The following is a 17,371-nucleotide window of genomic DNA, read 5'->3' on the forward strand; positions in this document are numbered from 1 at the left end:
CCGCGTTGAGCGGCACGGCAACCACCGGAATAGGGCGGCCCCGCGCACTGCGTCCTCGCTAGTGTTATTTCAAAAGGAATCTCCAACCCCGATCACAAGACCGAGGCCGGGGATGTCAACATATCTGGCGTTGACTTTTGGCACGCTGTTGAGTTCTCAAGGAACGGACACTTCCTTCGGACCGCCTTCCAGCGGGCCCTCCGGGCGCTTCGTTCTTTCGTGTTTCCAGCTTATCAGATGTCTTCCGCTCCGTTTTCCGGGGCTTCGTCATCCAACTCGCCGGTGTCTTCCGGCGCTTGACGCACCGTCTGACGTTCCAAACTCTAGCCGACCACCGCTCCGAAAAGCGAATCCAGCCGAGCCCGACTGCAATCCGATAAAACGCACACGCCGAATAAGCACCGAGCCGAGACGCGAAAAGCGAAACAGCCGGCACGAACCGAGAAGTGGTGTTTCAGGGGATTGGCCGCCCCGGGACCGTCCGCGCCGATGCGTGTCCGGTGCTCCCTGCCAGGCAGCTCGAAGAACTGTACGCGCTTCCTGCCCCGGATGCAAACGGCGTGCAAAAGGGGCCGGCCGGAGCCCCGCGAGGGGTCCGGCTGGCCGTGCCGGGGGCTCAGCTGTTGGTGGGGAAGCCCAGGTTGATGCCGCCGTGCGACGGGTCCAGCCAACGCTGGGTCACGGCCTTGCCGCGGGTGAAGAACTGCACGCCGTCCGGGCCGTACGCGTGGGCGTCGCCGAACAGGGAGGCCTTCCAGCCGCCGAAGGAGTAGTAGGCGACCGGCACCGGGATCGGCACGTTGATGCCGACCATGCCGACCTCCACCTCGAACTGGAAGCGCCGGGCCGCGCCGCCGTCGTTGGTGAAGAGGGCGGTGCCGTTGCCGTAGGGGTTGGCGTTGATCAGGGCCACGCCCTCCTCGTAGGAGGCGACGCGCACGACGGAGAGGACCGGGCCGAAGATCTCGTCGTTGTAGACGGACATGCCGGGCTTCACGTGGTCGAACAGCGTGGGGCCGAGCCAGAAGCCGTCGCTGGTCGGGCTGCCGTTCCGGTCCTCGGGGGCGATCGGGTGCTTGCGGCCGTCGACGGCGAGCTCCGCACCGTCGGCGACGCCGGACTCGACGTAGGAGGTGACCTTGTCGCGGTGCTGGCCTGTGACCAGCGGGCCCATCTCGGAGTCGCCGTTGCAGCCGGGGCCGACCTTCAGGGTGGCGATCCGCTGCTTGATCTTGTCGACCAGCTCGTCGCCGATCGGGTCGACGGCCACCAGGACGGAGACGGCCATGCAGCGCTCGCCGGCCGCGCCGAAGCCGGCGTTGACCGCGGCGTCGGCGGCCAGGTCGAGGTCGGCGTCGGGCAGCACCAGCATGTGGTTCTTGGCGCCGCCCAGGGCCTGCACGCGCTTGCCGTAGCGGGTACCGGTCTCGTAGACGTAGCGGGCGATCGGGGTGGAGCCGACGAAGCTGACGGACTTGATGTCCGGGTGCTCCAGCAGGCGGTCGACGGAGACCTTGTCGCCGTGCACCACGTTGAAGACACCGTCCGGCAGCCCGGCCTCCTTCCACAGCTCGGCCAGGAAGTTGGCCGCCGACGGGTCCTTCTCCGAGGGCTTCAGCACGACGGTGTTGCCGGCCGCGATGGCGATCGGGAAGAACCACATCGGCACCATGGCCGGGAAGTTGAACGGCGAGATGACCGCGACCGGGCCGAGCGGCTGGCGGATCGAGTAGACGTCGATGCCGGTGGAGGCCTGCTCGGTGAAGCCGCCCTTGATCAGCTGCGGGATGCCGCAGGCGTACTCGACGACCTCCAGGCCGCGGGCGATCTCGCCCAGCGCGTCCGAGTGCACCTTGCCGTGCTCGGACACGATGATCGAGGCCAGCTCGTCCCGGCGGGCGTTCAGCAGCTCGCGGAAGGCGAAGAGCACCGTGGTCCGCCTGGCCACCGAGGCGGTGCGCCACTCGGTGAAGGCCGAGGCCGCGGCAGCCACTGCCTGGTCGACCTCGGCGATCCCGGCGAAGTCCACCTGTCCGGCGACCTGGCCGGTGGCCGGGTCGAAGACGTCGCCGCGACGGGGCGCCGCACCGGCGGTGGCGACCGGCTTGCCGCCGATCCAGTGAATGATGTGCTTGCTCAAGTCCGTCTGCCTCCGAAGTCCCGGGCGGCGTCCTGCCACCGGTCCGGTCTGGCGCCGCCCGCGAGAGAGGCCGGGCGACGGGAATTCACGGGGCTACCGCGCTCGTCTCCCAGTCTGGTGGCCACCGGGGCGCGGCTCAACGAACAGGCTGACGGGGATCCCGGATTCAGCCTTACAGGTCGTCCGGTCACTGGTCCGAACGTGTGTCGCCGTCCGCCCCGGGGCCCCGGGGCGCCTCAGAACTCTTCGTCCTCCAGGTACGGGTCGTGCAACCCGTCCGCCGCTTCCTGGGTCTCCAGCAGGTCCAGGCGCAGGTCCTGCGCCCAGGCAAGTGCCCACCGCTTGAGCCCGTCCACCGCCCCGGCCTCGACACCGCGGGCACGGAACCGGCCGTCCGCCGCCTCGGCCAGCGTCTCCAGCCGGTCGGCGAGCCCGCCGGGCTGGAAATCCGGGTCCAACTCCGTCGCCAGGGCGAGCAGTTCGCCCTCCCGGTAGTCGCGGGTGAGGGCGTGCACGTCGATCAGGTCGCGCGGCATGCCGCGGTCGACCAGCAGCGCGGTGGCGAGCGCCGCCGCGTCCTCCAGGGCGACCACCGGCAGGAGCACCGGCGGCTCGCCGGGCTCGGGCGCGCCGAAGTCCAGCCGGACCGGGCGGTGGCCGAGCGGTTCCTTCCACAGCTCCACCGAGTGCGACCGGCCGCCCAGCGCCAGCCGTACGGTCAGCTGCTCCAGGCGCGGCGTGCCGGGCCGCGCGGCGACCCCGCCGCCCGCCGCGCGGTACGCCTCCGCCAGCGCGGCGGCCACCTCCGGCAGGTCGGCACCGCCGGTGGCCAGGGTGAGTCCGTCCTGCGGGCAGGCCGGGACGCCGTGGGCGCGCAGCGCGTGCCCACCGGCCAGCGCCAGCCCGTAGCGAGTGCAGACCGGCCCGGCCAGGGCTGCCAGGCGCAGCTGGGCGGCGCCCGGTCGGAGGGACGCGTCGACGGCGTGCGGGGCGCTGGTCATGGTTCCAGTCTGACCCGGGCGCCCGCCCCGCGCGCCGTCGCCGAGAGGCTGCCCCGGCCCCGTCGGCCGCCTGCTACCAGCCGCCGAGCCCGGCCGCCGCCTCGTGCAGGGCGAGTTCCAGCAGCACGGGGTCGTTGAGCCGCCCGGAGCCGTCGGGCGGCACCAGCCAGCACACGCCCAGGCTGCTGCGTCCGGGGTGGGGGACGACGATCCAGGTGCCCTCCCCCGCGCAGCGCACGCCGGTGCCGATCCAGCGCGCCGCGGTGCCGACCGGCACCAGGAAGCCGAGGTGCTCCTCCCCTGAGTCGGTCAGGACCGGGCCGCAGGAACCGGTGACCAGGACGTCCAGGGCCGGGCGCCCGAGCCGCCCGGGGACGGAGAGGACGTCCCAGCGGCGCCCGGCCGGTAGCAGTGTCAGGCCCAGTCCGGTGTTTGCCCACCGCGCCCGGAAGGCCTCCGGGTCCGGTGCCACCTGGATGAGCCAGTTCAGTCCGGTGCTCTCCATGTCGTGTCCCCGCTTCTCGCCGTTCGGGCGCGGCGGGACGTACCGGACCCGCCGTCACCAAAGGAGAGGCGGACGGCGGGTCCCTCTTACACGGGCCGCGTGACCCGTCCGGCGGGATCAGCTGTCGAAGCCGAGCCCCAGCCGGTCGAGGGTGCGCAGCCAGAGGTTGCGGTGGCCGCCGTTGCGGTCGGCGCACTCCAGCGAGCGGGTGGTGATCTCGATCCCGGCCCAGCGCACCGGTTCGGGCGGGAACGGCAGCGGCTTGGAGCGCACCATGTCCAGCGAGGTGCGCTCGGTGCGCTCGCCGGCGAGCAGGTCGAGCATCACCTCGGCACCGAAGCGGGTGGCACCCACGCCGAGCCCCGTGTAGCCGACGGCGTACGCGACCTTGCCGCGGTAGGCGGTGTCGAAGAACGCCGAGAACCGGCTGCAGGTGTCGATGGCACCGCCCCAGGCGTTGGTGAAGCGCAGCCCCTCCAGCTGCGGGAAGCAGCGGAAGAAGTGGTTGGCCAGGGTGCGGAAGGTCTCCGGCCGCTGGTCGTACTCGTGCCGGACGTGGCCGCCGTAGTGGTAGACCGCGTCGTAGCCGCCCCAGAGGATCCGGTTGTCGGCGGAGAGCCGGAAGTAGTGGAACTTGTTGGCGCTGTCGCCGAGCCCCTGCCGGCCGCGCCAGCCGATCGCGGCGAGCTGCTCGTCGCTGAGCGGCTCGGTCATCAGCGCGTAGTCGTACACCGGCACGACGTACGGGCGGACTCGCTTGAGCAGGGACGGGAACACGTTGGTGCCGAGCGCGACCCGGCGGGCGAAGACCCGGCCGTACGGGGTGCGGGCGGCCATGCCGCTGCCGTGCTCGCGCAGCTCGGTGGCCCGGGTGTGCTCGAAGACCCGTACGCCCTGGCCGAGGCAGGCCTCCTTGAGGCCCCAGGCGAGCTTGGCGGGGTGGACCATCGCCACGCCCTCCTTGTCCCAGAGGCCGCCGAGGAAGGTGGGCGAGTTCACCTCGGCCCGCAGCTGGTCGGCGTCCAGGACGGTGATGTCGAAGCCGTAGCGGGTGACGGCCTCGGCGACCTCGTGCAGCTCCTCGACCTGGTGGGGCTGGGTGGCAACGTCGATCTCGCCGGTGCGCTCCCATTCGGCGTCGATGCCGTAGCGCTTGAGGGTGGCCTCGATGGCGTCCAGGTTGGCGGCGCCGAGGCGTTCCAGCTGCGCGAGTTCGGCGGGCCAGCGCTCCAGGCCGTTGCCGAAGCCGTGGGTGAGGCTGGCCGCGCAGAATCCGCCGTTGCGCCCGGACGCGGCCCACCCGACCTCGTTGCCCTCGACCAGGACGACGTCCAGGGACGGGTCGCGCTCCTTGGCGATGAGGGCGGTCCACAGACCGGAGTAGCCGCCGCCCACGACCAGCAGGTCGCAGGTGGTGTCGCCGACCAGGGCGGGCAGCGCCTGCGGCCGGCCGGGGTCCTCCAGCCAGAAGGGGGTGGGCCTGGCGTCACTGAGTGCGCGGGCGGAGTCCATGCATTATCAGCCACTTTCTGCGGATAGACGGAAGTACGGGCCGTCGATGACCGACCGTGGGTCAGGCGGTGGCCTTCCGGCGGTTGCCGAGCCACTGGCCCGCGACGGTCAGCGCGACCGCGGCGACGAACATCGCGGTACCGATGACGTTCACCTGCACCGGGATGCCGCGCTGCGAGGCGCCCCAGACGAACATCGGGAAGGTGACCGTGGTCGGGCCCGAGTTGAACTGGGTGATGATGAAGTCGTCGAAGGAGAGCGCGAAGCTGAGCAGCGCGCCGGCGGCGATGCCGGGGGCGGCCAGCGGCAGGGTGACCCTCAGGAAGGTCTGGGTGGGGGTCGCGTAGAGGTCCTGCGCGGCCTGTTCGAGCCTCGGGTCCATGCTCATCACGCGCGCCTTGACCGCCGTCACCACGAAGCTGAGGCAGAACATGATGTGCGCGATGAGGATGGTGGTGAAGCCGAAGGGGATGCGCATGTTGAGGAACAGCGTCCCCAGTGAGGCGGCCATGACCACCTCGGGCATGGCCATCGGCAGGAAGATCATCGCGGTGGTGGCCGAGCGGCCGCGGAAGCGGTAGCGGGCCAGTGCGAAGGCGACCATGGTGCCGAGCACGGTGGCGCCGATGGTGGCGAGCACCGCGATCTGCAGGCTGAGCGAGAGCGACTGGCACATGTCGGCCACGCCGCAGGGGTTGGTCCAGGCGTCGGTGGAGAACTCGTTCCACTCGTAGTTGAACTTGCCGACCGGCTTGTTGAACGAGAAGGCCAGCACGACCAGGTTGGGCAGCACCAGGTAGGCGAGGGCCAGCAGGCCGGCCAGGACGACCAGATGGGCGCGGACCCACTTCAGGATGCGGGACATCAGACCAGTTCCTCCGTCCCGGCCTTGCGCATGTAGACCGTCACCATGCCCAGGGTCAGGGCCATCAGGATGAAGCTCAGCGCGGCCGCCGTGGGGTAGTCGAGCACGTTCAGGAACTGCTTCTGGATGCCGTTGCCGACCATCTGCTCGCTCGGCGAGCCCAGCAGCTGGGCGTTGATGTAGTCGCCGGAGGCCGGGATGAAGGTGAGCAGGGTGCCCGCGACCACGCCCGGCAGCGAGATCGGGAAGGTGACCTTGCGGAAGGTGGTGAACGGCCGGGCGTAGAGGTCTCCGGCCGCCTCGTGCAGCCGGGGGTCGATCCGTTCCAGCGAGGTGTACAGCGGCAGGATCATGAACGGCAGGAAGTTGTAGGTCAGGCCGCAGACCACGGCGAGCGGGGTGGCGAGCACCCGGTCGCCGGAGGTGAGCCCGAGCGCGTTGGTGACGTCCAGGACGTGCAGGGCGTTGAGCGCGCCGACCACCGGGCCGCCGTCGGCCAGGATGGTCTTCCAGGCCAGGGTGCGGATCAGGAAGCTGGTGAAGAACGGCGCGATGACCAGGATCAGGACGACGTTGCGCCAGCGCCGGTTCGCCTTGAAGGCGATGGTGTAGGCCAGCGGGTAGCCGATGACCAGGCAGAGCGCGGTGGCGATGGCCGCGTAGGAGAACGAGCGGACGAAGTGCCACTTGTACTCGACCAGGGCGTCCCAGTAGGTCGAGAAGTGCCAGGTGACCTTGAAACCCTCTTCGAGCGATCCGGTCTGCAGCGAGGTGGACGCCTGGTACAGCATCGGCACGGCGAAGAAGACGACCAGCCAGGCTGTGCCGGGCAGCAGCAGCCAGTACGGGGTGAGCTTGCGCCTCGGCTTCGACGACGCGCCGGACGGCGAGCTGCCGGACGGGGGTTTGGCCTGCGGCGGCGCGGCCGGGGTGGTGGTGGTCACGCGGCCTCCTCCGCGGTGCCCGCGTCGATCGCCTGGGCGGCGTCCAGGGCGAAGGAGTGCGCCGGGTTCCAGTGCAGCTGCACGGCGGCGCCGGGGACGATCCGGGCGTCGCGCTCCATGTTCTGCTCGAAGACGGTGACCTCCTGGCCGCCGTCGGTGCGCACCACGTACTGGGTGGAGACGCCGATGAAGCTGGAGTCGAGGACGGTGCCGGCCAGCTTGTTGCGGCCCTCGGCGACCTGCTCGGTGGCGTGGGTGATGGTGATCTTCTCCGGGCGCACGCCCAGGTGGACCCGCTCGGCCCCGGCGGAGCAACGCGCCTTCGGCACCGCGAGGCGGGTGCCGGCCACGCTGACCAGCAGGTCCTCGCCCGCACCGCCGGTGACCTCGGCGGGCAGCAGGTTGGACTGGCCGAGGAAGTTGGCCACGAAGGTGGTGGCGGGGTTCTCGTAGAGCTCGGCGGGCGCGCCCAGCTGCTCGACCCGGCCGCCGTTCATCACCGCGATGGTGTCGGCCATGGTCATGGCCTCCTCCTGGTCGTGGGTGACGTGCACGAAGGTGATGCCGACCTCGGTCTGGATCCGCTTGAGCTCCAGCTGCATCTGGCGGCGCAGCTTGAGGTCGAGGGCGCCGAGGGGCTCGTCCAGGAGCAGCACCTGGGGGTGGTTGATCAGCGCGCGGGCGACCGCGACGCGCTGCTGCTGGCCGCCGGACAGCTGGTGCGGCTTGCGCCGGGCGTACTGGCCGAGTTCGACCAGCTCCAGCATCTCGTCGACCTGCTTCTTGACGTCCTTCTTCCCGCGCCGGCGCAGGCCGAAGGCGACGTTCTCGAAGATGTCCAGGTGCGGGAAGAGGGCGTAGCTCTGGAAGACGGTGTTCACCGGCCGCTTGTACGGGGGGAGGGCGGTGACGTCCTGGCCGCCGATCAGGACGGTGCCGCTGGTGGGCTCCTCCAGGCCGGCGATCATGCGCAGGGTGGTGGTCTTGCCGCAGCCGGAGGCGCCGAGCAGGGCGAAGAAGGAGCCCTGGGGGACGGTCAGGTCGAGCGGGTGGACGGCGGTGAACGAGCCGTAGGTCTTGCCGATGCCGGTGAGGCGTACGTCGCCGCCGGTCGCGTCGCGCAGCTGGTCTGTCATGGGGTGTCTTCCTGGGTCTTTCTGCCGGGGGCGGGGGTCAGGCGCCGATGAGCTTGGAGAACTTCTGCTCGAAGTCGCTCTCCTCGCCCTCGGTGAGGGTTCGGAACACGTGCGCCTTGGCCGCCATCTCGGGGGTGGGTACGACCAGCGGGTTGGCCGCGCTGTCCGGGGCGAGGGTGGCGAGCTCGTCCTTCATCCCGGTGACGGCGGAGACGAAGCCGATGCCCGCGACCAGCCGCGCCGCGATCTTCGGCTGATAGTAGAAGTCGATCAGCTTTTCCGCGTTCGTCTTGTGCCGCGCCTTGGCCGGGACCAGCATGTTGTCGGTCGAGGCGAGGTAGCCCTTGTCGGGGATGGCGAACTCGATGTCCGGGTTGTCGGCGCGCAGTTGGATCAGGTCGCCGCCCCAGGCGACGCAGGCCGCGATGTCCCCGGAGGACAGCTCCTGGCCGTAGTCGTTGCCGGTGAACCGGCGGATCTGCTTGCCGTCGACGGCCTTCTGCAGCCGGGCGATCGCGGCGTCGTAGTCGTCGGCGGTGAACGTCGCCGGATCCTTGCCCATGTCCAGCAGGACCATCCCGATGCTGTCGCGCATCTCGGAGAGGAAGGTGACCCGGCCCTTGAGCTCGGGGTCGTCCAGCAGCTGGGAGACGCTGGTGACCTCCTTGCCCCTGGTGGCCTTCCGGTTGTAGGCGACCACGGTCTGGATGCCGGCCCAGGGGTAGGTGTAGAGCCGGCCCGGGTCCCAGTCGGGGGCGCGGAAGCGGGCGTCGACGTTGGTGATCGCGGTGGTGACGTTCGCCGGGTTCAGCTTCTGCGCCCAGCCGAGCCGGATCAGCCGGGCGGCCATCCAGTCGGTGAGCACCACCAGGTCACGGCCGGTGTCCTGGCCGGCCGCCAGCTGCGGCTTGACCTTGCCGAAGAACTCGACGTTGTCGTTGACGTCCTCGTTGTACTTGACCTCGATGCCGGTGGCCGCGGTGAAGGCGTCCAGGGTGCCGTGCTTCTCCTTGTCCTTCTCGTCGGTGTCCACGTACAGCGGCCAGTTGGAGAAGTCGACCTCCTTCTCGCTGTCCGAGAGGTCGGCGGCGGCGTTGGCGGTCGAGTCGCCGGTCGCCCGGGGCGCCGCGGGGATGCCGCAGGCGGCCAGGGTGCCCGCTCCGGCGGTCAGCGCGGCGGCGCGCAGCAGGGTGCGGCGGCCGACCGCGGCCCGACCGCTGGTCAGACTGCGTTCCCAGGCCTTGCGGACGGGTTCGGGCAGACCGTCGGTGAGCTCGTTGAACGCCTTGAACGCCATGGAACGGGCCTCCTGGGGGAAGAAGGGTGCGTGGGGGGGCACCCTGCCGAGGGTTTATCGGTCTCCGAAGACGGTGCGGTGCCAGTCCTTGCGGGCGACCGCGGTGGTGTCGAACATGACGTGCTTGACCTGGGTGTACTCGTCGAGCGAGTACTGGGACATGTCCTTGCCGTAGCCGGACGCCTTGTAACCGCCGTGCGGCATCTCGCTGATGACCGGGATGTGGTCGTTGACCCAGACGCACCCGGCGGCGATCTCCCGGGTGGCGCGCAGCGAGCGGTGCACGTTGCTCGTCCAGGCGGAGGCGGCCAGGCCGTACGGGGTGTCGTTGGCCAGCCGCAGGCCCTCGTCGTCGCCGTCGAAGGGCAGCACCACCAGCACCGGGCCGAACACCTCGCCCTGGACCACCTCGCTGTCCTGGGGAGCGCCGGTGATCAGGGTGGGAGCGAAGTAGGCGCCGCGGGTGAGGTCGCTCCTGTCGTGTCCCTTCGCGGGGGCGGGGCCGCCGGTGACGACGGTGGCGTAGGAGCGGGCCCGCTCCACGAAGCCCGCCACCCGGTCCCGGTGGGCGTACGAGACCAGCGGGCCGAGGTCGGTGCGGGGGTCGCGCGGGTCGCCGATCCGGATCGCCGCGTACAGCTCGGCGACGCCGGCCACGAAGGCGTCGTAGAGCGGGCGCTGGACGTAGGCGCGGGTGGCGGCGGTGCAGTCCTGGCCGCCGTTGATCAGCGAGGCGGCGACGGCGCCGTGCACCGCGGCGTCCAGGTCGGCGTCGTCGAAGACCACGAACGGGGCCTTGCCGCCGAGCTCCAGGTGGGTGCGCTTGACGCTCGCGGTGGCGAGTTCGGCGACCCGCTTCCCGACGGCGGTGGAGCCGGTGAAGGAGACCATCGCGACGTCGGGATGCGAGACCAGGTGCTCGCCGGCCGTGCGCCCGGCGCCGGTGATCACGTTGACCACCCCGTCCGGGATGCCCGCCTCGGTGCAGGCCCGGGCGAACATCAGCGAGGTCAGCGGGGTCAGCTCGGCCGGCTTGAGCACGATGGTGTTGCCCGCCGCGATCGCCGGGAGGATCTTCCAGGCGGCCATCTGCAGCGGGTAGTTCCACGGCGAGATCGAGCCGACCACGCCGATCGCCTCGCGCCGCACGTAGGAGGTGTGGTCGCCGGAGTACTCGCCGGCCGCCTTGCCCTCCAGGTTGCGGGCGGCGCCGGCGAAGAACGCGGCGTTGTCGACGGTGCCGGGGACGTCGAACTCGGTCGCCAGCTTGACCGGCTTGCCGGTCTGGGCGGTCTCCACCCGGGCGAGGTCGTCCGCCGCGTCGGCCAGTACGGCGGCCAGCCGGGTGAGCGCCTCGGACCGGGCGCCCGGGGTGGCGGAGGACCAGCCGGGCAGGGCGGCCCTCGCGGCGGCGACGGCGGCGTCCACGTCGGCGGCGGTGGCCAGCGCGACCTGCTCGACCACACTGCCGTCGGCGGGGTTGACGACCTGGAAGGGTTCGCCGCTCCCCCGGGTCTGACGGCCCGCGATGTACTGCGCGCCCGCGCCGAAGTCGGTCAGGTCCATCTGGGTTCCTCCAAGTGCCGGCGGTTCGACCGCGCGCTGCGGCGAAACGCTTCCGCAGTGGGGGCCTGCGGTCCCGCTGACCTTGCCAATTGCGGGGTTGACGTGACAAGGGTCACTTCGCCAGTCTCGCCACGAAGGGCCTTACAGACTGCAAGGCTCCTCTCAGGGCGACAGGTCGTCGGGACGATGGAAGATTCACCTGACACCCTGTGTACCGTTCCCTCCTCCCGACTCTGGAGGCCTGCGATGCTCCCCACCGTCGCCCGAGTGCTCGACCTGGAGGTGATGCGGCGCGGCCTGCCCCAGGTGGTGGCGGGAGCCGACCGCCTGGAACGGCCGGTCCGCTGGGTCCACGTGAGCGAATTGCCCGACGTCGCCGGAATGCTCCAGGGCGGCGAGCTGGTGCTGACCACCGGCATCGCGCTGCCCGAGGACCGCGAGGGCCTGGCCCGCTACGTCCGCGACCTGGACGAGGTCGGCGTGGCCGGGCTGGTGGTCGAGTTCGGCCGGCGCTACTTCGACTCGCTGCCGCGCGCCCTGGTGCACGCCGCCGAGCAGCGCGGGCTGCCGCTGGTCGCGCTCCGCCGGGAGGTGCGCTTCGTCGCCGTCACCGAGGCCGTGCACGCCCTGGTGGTGAACGCCCAGCTGGAGCAGCTGAGGATCTCCGAGTCGGTCCACCAGGTGTTCAACGAGCTGGTGGTGGAGGGCGCCGAGCCGCCCGAGGTGATCCGCCAGGTGGCCCGGATGGCCGGCGCGCCGGTGGTCCTGGAGAACCTGGCCCACCAGGTGCTCGCCCACGACACCGCCGGGCGCCCGGAGGCCGAGCTGCTGGAGGACTGGGAACGCCGTTCGCGCGGGGTCCGCCCGCCCGGCCGCACCGGCCACGACCCGCGCAGCGGCTGGCTGGTCACCACCGTCGGAGCCCGCGGCCAGGACTGGGGCCGACTGGTGCTGGTCCACGAGCCGGGACCGCTGCCGGAGGGCGAGCCGCACCCCCACGCCATGCTGCTGGAGCGCGGCGCCTCCGCGCTGGCACTCAACCGGCTGGTGGTGCGCGACCGGGAGAGCCTGGAGCGGCAGACCCACCGCACCCTGCTCTCCGGCATCCTGACCCACGCGCTGACCGTCTCCGAGGTGGCCCTGCGCGCCCAGGCGCTCGGCGTCCCGCTGGACGGCCGGCGGCTGGTCGGCGTGGTGCTGCGCCAGCGCCGCGGGCCGATCCCGGCCGCGCTGGAGGCGCAGGCCCGGCTGCGCGACTTCACCGAGCTCGCGGCCGGCGCGGTGCGGGCCTGCCGGCTCTCCGCGCTGGTCGGCGCGCTGGACGACGAGGGTGTCGGCCTGCTGATCGCGCTCGGCGCCCAGCAGGACGAGCACGCCGCGCTGGACGCCTTCTCCGCCACCCTGCGCCGGATGTCCGCCGAGGCCGGCCGGGAGGGCGCCGACGCCCCGGGCCCGGTGGTCGCGGTCGGCTCCTCGGTCGGCTCGGTCCGCGACGCCCGGCGCACCCTGCTGGAGGCCGCCCAGGTCGCCGACGCGGCCCTGCACGACGCGCCCGGCGGCGGCCGCACCGCCTCCTACTACCGGCTGCCGGACGTACGGCTGCGCGGCCTGCTCCACCTGCTGCGCGACGACGCCCGACTGCAGACGTACGTGGAGCGGGAGCTGGGGCCGCTGCTGGCCCACGACGCCGAGCACAACGGCCAGTTGGTGCAGATGCTGCGGATCTACCTGGACCAGGGCCGGAACAAGTCGGCGGCGGCCGACGCCGCCCACCTGTCCCGGCCGTCCTTCTACGACCGGCTGCACAAGGTCGAGCGGATCCTGGGCGTCGACCTCGACCAGGTGGAGTCCTGCCTGTCCCTGCACGTGGCGCTGCTCGCCCTGGACGCCGTCCGGCGATAGGCCGCGTCCTGGGCTCACACCCCGGTGATGCGCCCCCAGACCTTGTGCAGCTCCGGCCGCTCGGCCGAGGTGACGTCACGCATGCCGTGCAGCCGGGCGCGCATCTCCTCGGTCGGGAACACCAGCGGGTTCTCGGCGAGTTCGGCCCTGTCCTTGTCCCCGCTGCCCGCCAGCACCTCGCGGGCGGCCGGCACCGGGCAGATGTACTGGACGGCCGCGGCGAGTTCGGCGGCCACCTCGGGCTGGTAGTAGTAGTCGATCAGCAGCTCGGCGTTGCGCTTGTGGACGGCCCGGTTGGGGATCATCAGGCTCTCCGCCCACAGCTCCCCGCCCTCCTCCGGCACCACGAAGGCGATGTCCGGGTTCTCGGCGGTGAGCTGGACGGCGTCGCCCGAGTAGGCCTGGCAGGCGATGGCCGCGCCGGAGGCGAGGTCGCTGGTGTAGTCGTTGCCGGTGAAGCGGCGGACGTGGCCGGTGTCGACCATCCTCTGCACCAGGTCCATCGCCCTGTGGGCGTCGTCGTCGCCGAACCGCGCGATGTCCGCGCCCTGGGAGAGCATCAGCAGCCCGAGCGCCTCGTCCAGCCCGGCGAACAGGGTGATCCGGCCCTTGAGGTCGGGCGCCCACAGGTCGGCGGTCGACTTGAGCTCCCGGCCGAGCGCCTTGCGGTTGTACGCGATGCCCGTGATCCCGGACTGCCAGGGCACGCTGCGCCTGCGCCCCGGGTCGAACACCGGGTTCGCCAGCTGCGGGTCCAGGTTGGCGGTGACGTTGGGCAGGTTGGCCCGGTCCATCGCCTGCACCCAGCCGAGCGAGACGTACCGGCCGGCCATCCAGTCGCTGATCACCATCAGGTCCCGGCCCGGGTCGGCTCCCTGGGTGAGCACCGGGCTGATCTTGCCGAAGAACTCGTCGTTGTCGTTGATGTCCTCGGTGTAGGTGACCTCGACCCCGGTCTTCTCCGTGAAGGCGTCCAGGGTCGGGCGCCGGCCCTGGTCGTCGGTGTCGATGTACTGGGTCCAGTTGGAGAAGTCGAGCCGCTTGTCGCGCTCCGAGCGGTCCGGCGCCGAGCGGCGGTCCTCGGCGACGTACGCGGACGGGATGCCGCAGCCGGCCAGGGCGCCCGCGCCGAGCAGCGCGGCCCCGCCGAGCAGCGAACGTCGGCGCACGACACGGGGGTTGGGGAAGCGTCGGGTCAGGGTGGTGCTGCTGGACATGGGGGCCTTCCGGAACGTGGGACGGCCCCGGACACACGCCGTGCCCGGGGCCGTCCTGGGAGGTACGTCAGACAGTGTGCGCGTCGGTGAGCGACAGCACCTCGTCCAGCACCGCGAGGCCGGCCTTGGCCTCCTCCTCGGTGACGGTGCACGGCGGGACGACGTGGAAGCGGTTCATGTTGACGAACGGCCAGAGCCCGCGCTGCTTGCAGGCGGCGGCCAGCTCGGCCATCGGCGCGTTGTCGCCGCCCGCGGCGTTGTAGGGGACGAGCGGCTCGCGGGTCGAGCGGTCCTTCACCAGGTCGAGCGCCCAGAACACGCCGAGGCCGCGGACCTCGCCGATCGAGGGGTGCCGCTCGGCCAGCTCGCGCAGCCCGGGGCCGAGCACCGTCTCGCCGATGTGCTTGGCGTTCTCGACGATGCCCTCCTCCGCCATGGTGTTGATGGTGGCCACCGCAGAGGCGCAGGCGAGCGGGTGCCCGGAGTAGGTCAGCCCGCCGGGGAACGGCCGCTCGGCGAAGGTGGCCGCGATCTCCGCGTTGATCGCCACGCCGCCCAGCGGGACGTAGCCCGAGTTGACGCCCTTGGCGAAGGTCATCAGGTCCGGCACGACGCCCCAGTGGTCGGCGGCGAACCACTCGCCGGTGCGGCCGAAGCCGGCCATCACCTCGTCGAGGATGAACACGATCCCGTAGCGGTCGCAGATCTCCCGCACCCCGGCCAGGTACCCCGGCGGCGGGACGAGGATGCCCGCGGTACCGACCACCGTCTCCAGGATGACCGCCGCGACGGTGCCCGGCCCTTCGAACGCGATCACCTGCTCCAGGTGCTCCAGCGCCCGCGCGCACTCCTGCGCCTCGTTCTCGGCGTGGAAGTTGGAGCGGTAGGCGTACGGGCCCCAGAAGTGCACCACCCCGGAGACGCCGGTCTCGTTGGCCCAGCGCCGCGGGTCGCCGGTGAGGGCGATCGCGTTGGCGGTGGCGCCGTGGTACGAGCGGTAGGTGGACAGCACCTTCTGCCGGCCGGTGTGCAGCCGGGCCAGCCGGATGGCGTTCTCCACGGCCTCGGCGCCGCCGTTGGTGAAGAAGATCTTGTCCAGGTCGCCGGGGGTGCGCTCGGCGATCAGCCGGGCCGCCTCGCTGCGCGACTCGACCGCGAAGCCGGGGGCGATGGTGCAGAGCTTCGCCGCCTGCTCCTGGATCGCGGCGACCACCTTCGGGTGCTGGTGGCCGATGTTGGTGTTGACCAGCTGCGAGGAGAAGTCGAGGTAGCGGTTGCCGTCGTAGTCCCAGAAGTACGAGCCCTCGGCGCCGGCCACCGCGAGGGGGTCGATCAGCGCCTGGGCGGACCACGAGTGGAAGACGTGCGCGCGGTCGGCGGCCTTGACGGCCTGGCCGGCGGCTGAGTCAGCGGTGGGGATGCTCATGCCGGTAAGGCTAGGGGCGCCCGCGCTCGAAGGGCAGTTTCATCCTGTCAGCCGCTCGCCCGAGCCGCCGACAGGGTGCAAAGCGACAGGGCCCGGGGTGAAACACCCCGGGCCCTTCGTCAGTTCGGACGCTTCTACTTCGATCAGATCGCCGTCATCCTGCGCCCGACGGCCACGACCCGCTAGATCGCGGTCATCCTGCGCCCGACGGCCACGACCCGCTAGATCGCGGTCATGACGTGCTTGACGCGGGTGTAGTCCTCGAAGCCGTAGGACGACAGGTCCTTGCCGTAGCCCGACTTCTTGAAGCCGCCGTGCGGCATCTCGGCGACCAGCGGGATGTGGGTGTTGATCCAGACGCAGCCGAAGTCCAGGCGGCGCGACATCCGCATGGCGCGGGCGTGGTCCTTGGTCCACACCGAGGAGGCCAGCGCGTACTCGACGCCGTTGGCGTACTCGACGGCCTGGTCCTCGTCGGTGAACTTCTGCACGGTGATGACCGGGCCGAAGACCTCGTTCTGGATGATCTCGTCGTCCTGCTGCAGGCCGGAGACGACGGTCGGGGCGTAGAAGTAGCCCTTGTCGCCGACCCGGTGGCCACCGGCCTCGACCTTGGCGTGGGCGGGCAGCCGCTCGATGAAGCCGGCCACCTGCTTCAGCTGGTTGGCGTTGTTCAGCGGGCCGTACAGCACGTCCTCGTCGTCCACGCCGCCGGTCTTGGTCTCGGCCGCGGCCTTGGCCAGCGCCTCGACGAAGGCGTCGTGGATCGACTCGTGCACCAGCACGCGGGTGGCGGCGGTGCAGTCCTGGCCGGCGTTGAAGTAACCCGCCACCGAGATGCCCTCGACGGCCTCGGCGATGTCGGCGTCCTCGAAGACCACGACCGGGGCCTTGCCGCCCAGCTCCAGGTGGACGCGCTTGACGTCCTTGGAGGCGGACTCGGCGACCTGGATGCCGGCCCGGACGGAACCGGTGATGGAGGCCATCGCCGGGGTCTTGTGCTCGACCATCAGCCGGCCGGTCTCGCGGTCGCCGCAGATGACGTTGAAGACGCCGGCCGGCAGCTCCAGGTCCTTCAGGATGCCGCCGATGATCTCGGCCAGCAGCACGGTGGAGGCCGGGGTGGTGTCCGAGGGCTTCAGCACCACGGTGTTGCCCGCGGCGATGGCCGGGGCGAACTTCCACACGGCCATCATCATCGGGTAGTTCCACGGCGCGACCTGGGCACAGACGCCGACCGGCTCGCGGCGGATGATCGAGGTCATCCCGTCCATGTACTCACCGGCGGCCTTGCCCTCCAGCAGGCGGGCGGCACCGGCGAAGAAGCGGATCTGGTCCACCATCGGGCCGATCTCCTCGGAGAGGGTCAGCGCGCGGGGCTTGCCGGTGTTGCGCACCTCGGCGTCGACGATCTCGTCGGCCCGGGCCTCGATCGCGTCGGCGATCTTCAACAGCAGCTTCTGCCGGGTGCTCGGGGTGGCGTCGCGCCAGATCGGGAACGCGGCCTCGGCCGAGGCCATGGCGGCGTCCACGTCAGCGGCACCGGACAGCGGCGACGTCGCGTACACCTCGCCGGTGGTCGGGTCGACGATGTCGAGCGTGCGGCCGTCTGCCGCGTCGACGAACTCACCGTTGATGTAGTTGCGCAGCGTGCGAAGGTCGCTCACGGGTCTCTCCTCGGTCTGGGCCTGCGGCGTTGCAGATTCCGGCGCCATGGTACGTCGGCGGATCCGGCCTACGAAGGGCGCCGAGTGGCCGGGCCCGTAGCGGCGCGGTCCACTGGTGGCGGAATGCGCGTCGCCCTGCGGTGGCGCGCGCGTACCGTGCCAGAGTAGCCGCACGACTGCTGTTATCGACAGA

Annotated in this window: 13 protein-coding genes; 1 reads left to right on the forward strand and 12 read right to left on the reverse strand. The window is 71.3% G+C overall.

Translation table 11 applies throughout. From position 1 onward, the window contains the following. Positions 1–616: 616 nt before the first annotated feature. The 9 genes from ACFV1W_RS16805 to ACFV1W_RS16845 form a co-directional block, all read right to left on the reverse strand. On the reverse strand, positions 617–2,140 hold the full coding sequence (locus ACFV1W_RS16805) for a CoA-acylating methylmalonate-semialdehyde dehydrogenase (protein ID WP_380417228.1): 1,524 nt from the start codon (positions 2,138–2,140) through the stop codon (positions 617–619). 236 nt (positions 2,141–2,376) lie between these two features. Continuing rightward, positions 2,377–3,141 (reverse strand): hypothetical protein, encoded by a 765-nt coding sequence (locus tag ACFV1W_RS16810; RefSeq protein ID WP_380417230.1) that lies wholly within the window; start codon positions 3,139–3,141, stop codon positions 2,377–2,379. Between the two features lie 73 nt (positions 3,142–3,214). After that, positions 3,215–3,646 carry a hypothetical protein gene (locus ACFV1W_RS16815; RefSeq protein ID WP_380417232.1) on the reverse strand — a complete coding sequence of 144 codons (432 nt, stop codon included), beginning with the start codon at positions 3,644–3,646 and terminating at the stop codon, positions 3,215–3,217. 117 nt (positions 3,647–3,763) lie between these two features. Further along, entirely contained in the window at positions 3,764–5,158 is a 1,395-nt protein-coding gene (locus tag ACFV1W_RS16820; RefSeq protein WP_380417234.1) for an NAD(P)/FAD-dependent oxidoreductase, read from the reverse strand. Positions 5,159–5,219: 61 nt separating this feature from the next. Further along, on the reverse strand, positions 5,220–6,023 hold the full coding sequence (locus ACFV1W_RS16825) for an ABC transporter permease (RefSeq protein ID WP_360233257.1): 804 nt from the start codon (positions 6,021–6,023) through the stop codon (positions 5,220–5,222). Beyond that, positions 6,023–6,967: an ABC transporter permease gene (locus ACFV1W_RS16830; protein ID WP_380417236.1), complete on the reverse strand. Its 945-nt coding sequence runs from the start codon at positions 6,965–6,967 to the stop codon at positions 6,023–6,025. Before ACFV1W_RS16830 ends, ACFV1W_RS16825 begins: the two co-directional genes overlap by 1 nt. After that, positions 6,964–8,103, reverse strand: coding sequence for an ABC transporter ATP-binding protein (locus tag ACFV1W_RS16835; protein WP_380417238.1), 1,140 nt, complete (start codon positions 8,101–8,103; stop codon positions 6,964–6,966). Before ACFV1W_RS16835 ends, ACFV1W_RS16830 begins: the two co-directional genes overlap by 4 nt. A gap of 37 nt (positions 8,104–8,140) precedes the next feature. Further along, the gene (locus ACFV1W_RS16840; RefSeq protein ID WP_380417240.1) at positions 8,141–9,400 is read right to left on the reverse strand and encodes a spermidine/putrescine ABC transporter substrate-binding protein; all 1,260 of its coding nucleotides are present in this window, start codon (positions 9,398–9,400) and stop codon (positions 8,141–8,143) included. Between the two features lie 54 nt (positions 9,401–9,454). Further along, complete coding sequence (locus ACFV1W_RS16845) at positions 9,455–10,966, reverse strand: gamma-aminobutyraldehyde dehydrogenase (RefSeq protein WP_380417241.1); 1,512 nt, start codon at positions 10,964–10,966, stop codon at positions 9,455–9,457. 246 nt (positions 10,967–11,212) lie between these two features. Here ACFV1W_RS16845 and ACFV1W_RS16850 point away from each other — a divergent pair, with 246 nt between their 5' ends. Continuing rightward, complete coding sequence (locus ACFV1W_RS16850; protein WP_380417243.1) at positions 11,213–12,868, forward strand: PucR family transcriptional regulator; 1,656 nt, start codon at positions 11,213–11,215, stop codon at positions 12,866–12,868. A gap of 14 nt (positions 12,869–12,882) precedes the next feature. Here the strand turns inward: ACFV1W_RS16850 and ACFV1W_RS16855 are convergent, their stop codons facing one another. From ACFV1W_RS16855 to ACFV1W_RS16865, 3 genes are all read right to left on the reverse strand, one after another. Next, positions 12,883–14,085, reverse strand: coding sequence for a spermidine/putrescine ABC transporter substrate-binding protein (locus tag ACFV1W_RS16855; RefSeq protein WP_380417245.1), 1,203 nt, complete (start codon positions 14,083–14,085; stop codon positions 12,883–12,885). 67 nt (positions 14,086–14,152) lie between these two features. Beyond that, positions 14,153–15,511 carry an aspartate aminotransferase family protein gene (locus ACFV1W_RS16860; protein WP_380417246.1) on the reverse strand — a complete coding sequence of 453 codons (1,359 nt, stop codon included), beginning with the start codon at positions 15,509–15,511 and terminating at the stop codon, positions 14,153–14,155. A 221-nt stretch (positions 15,512–15,732) separates the two neighbouring features. Then, a complete protein-coding gene (locus ACFV1W_RS16865) occupies positions 15,733–17,226 on the reverse strand; it encodes a gamma-aminobutyraldehyde dehydrogenase (RefSeq protein ID WP_380417248.1) in 1,494 nt (497 codons plus the stop codon). Between the last annotated feature and the right edge of the window lie 145 nt (positions 17,227–17,371).

Source organism: Kitasatospora sp. NPDC059648, from assembly GCF_042734825.1.
GTDB lineage: Bacteria > Actinomycetota > Actinomycetes > Streptomycetales > Streptomycetaceae > Kitasatospora.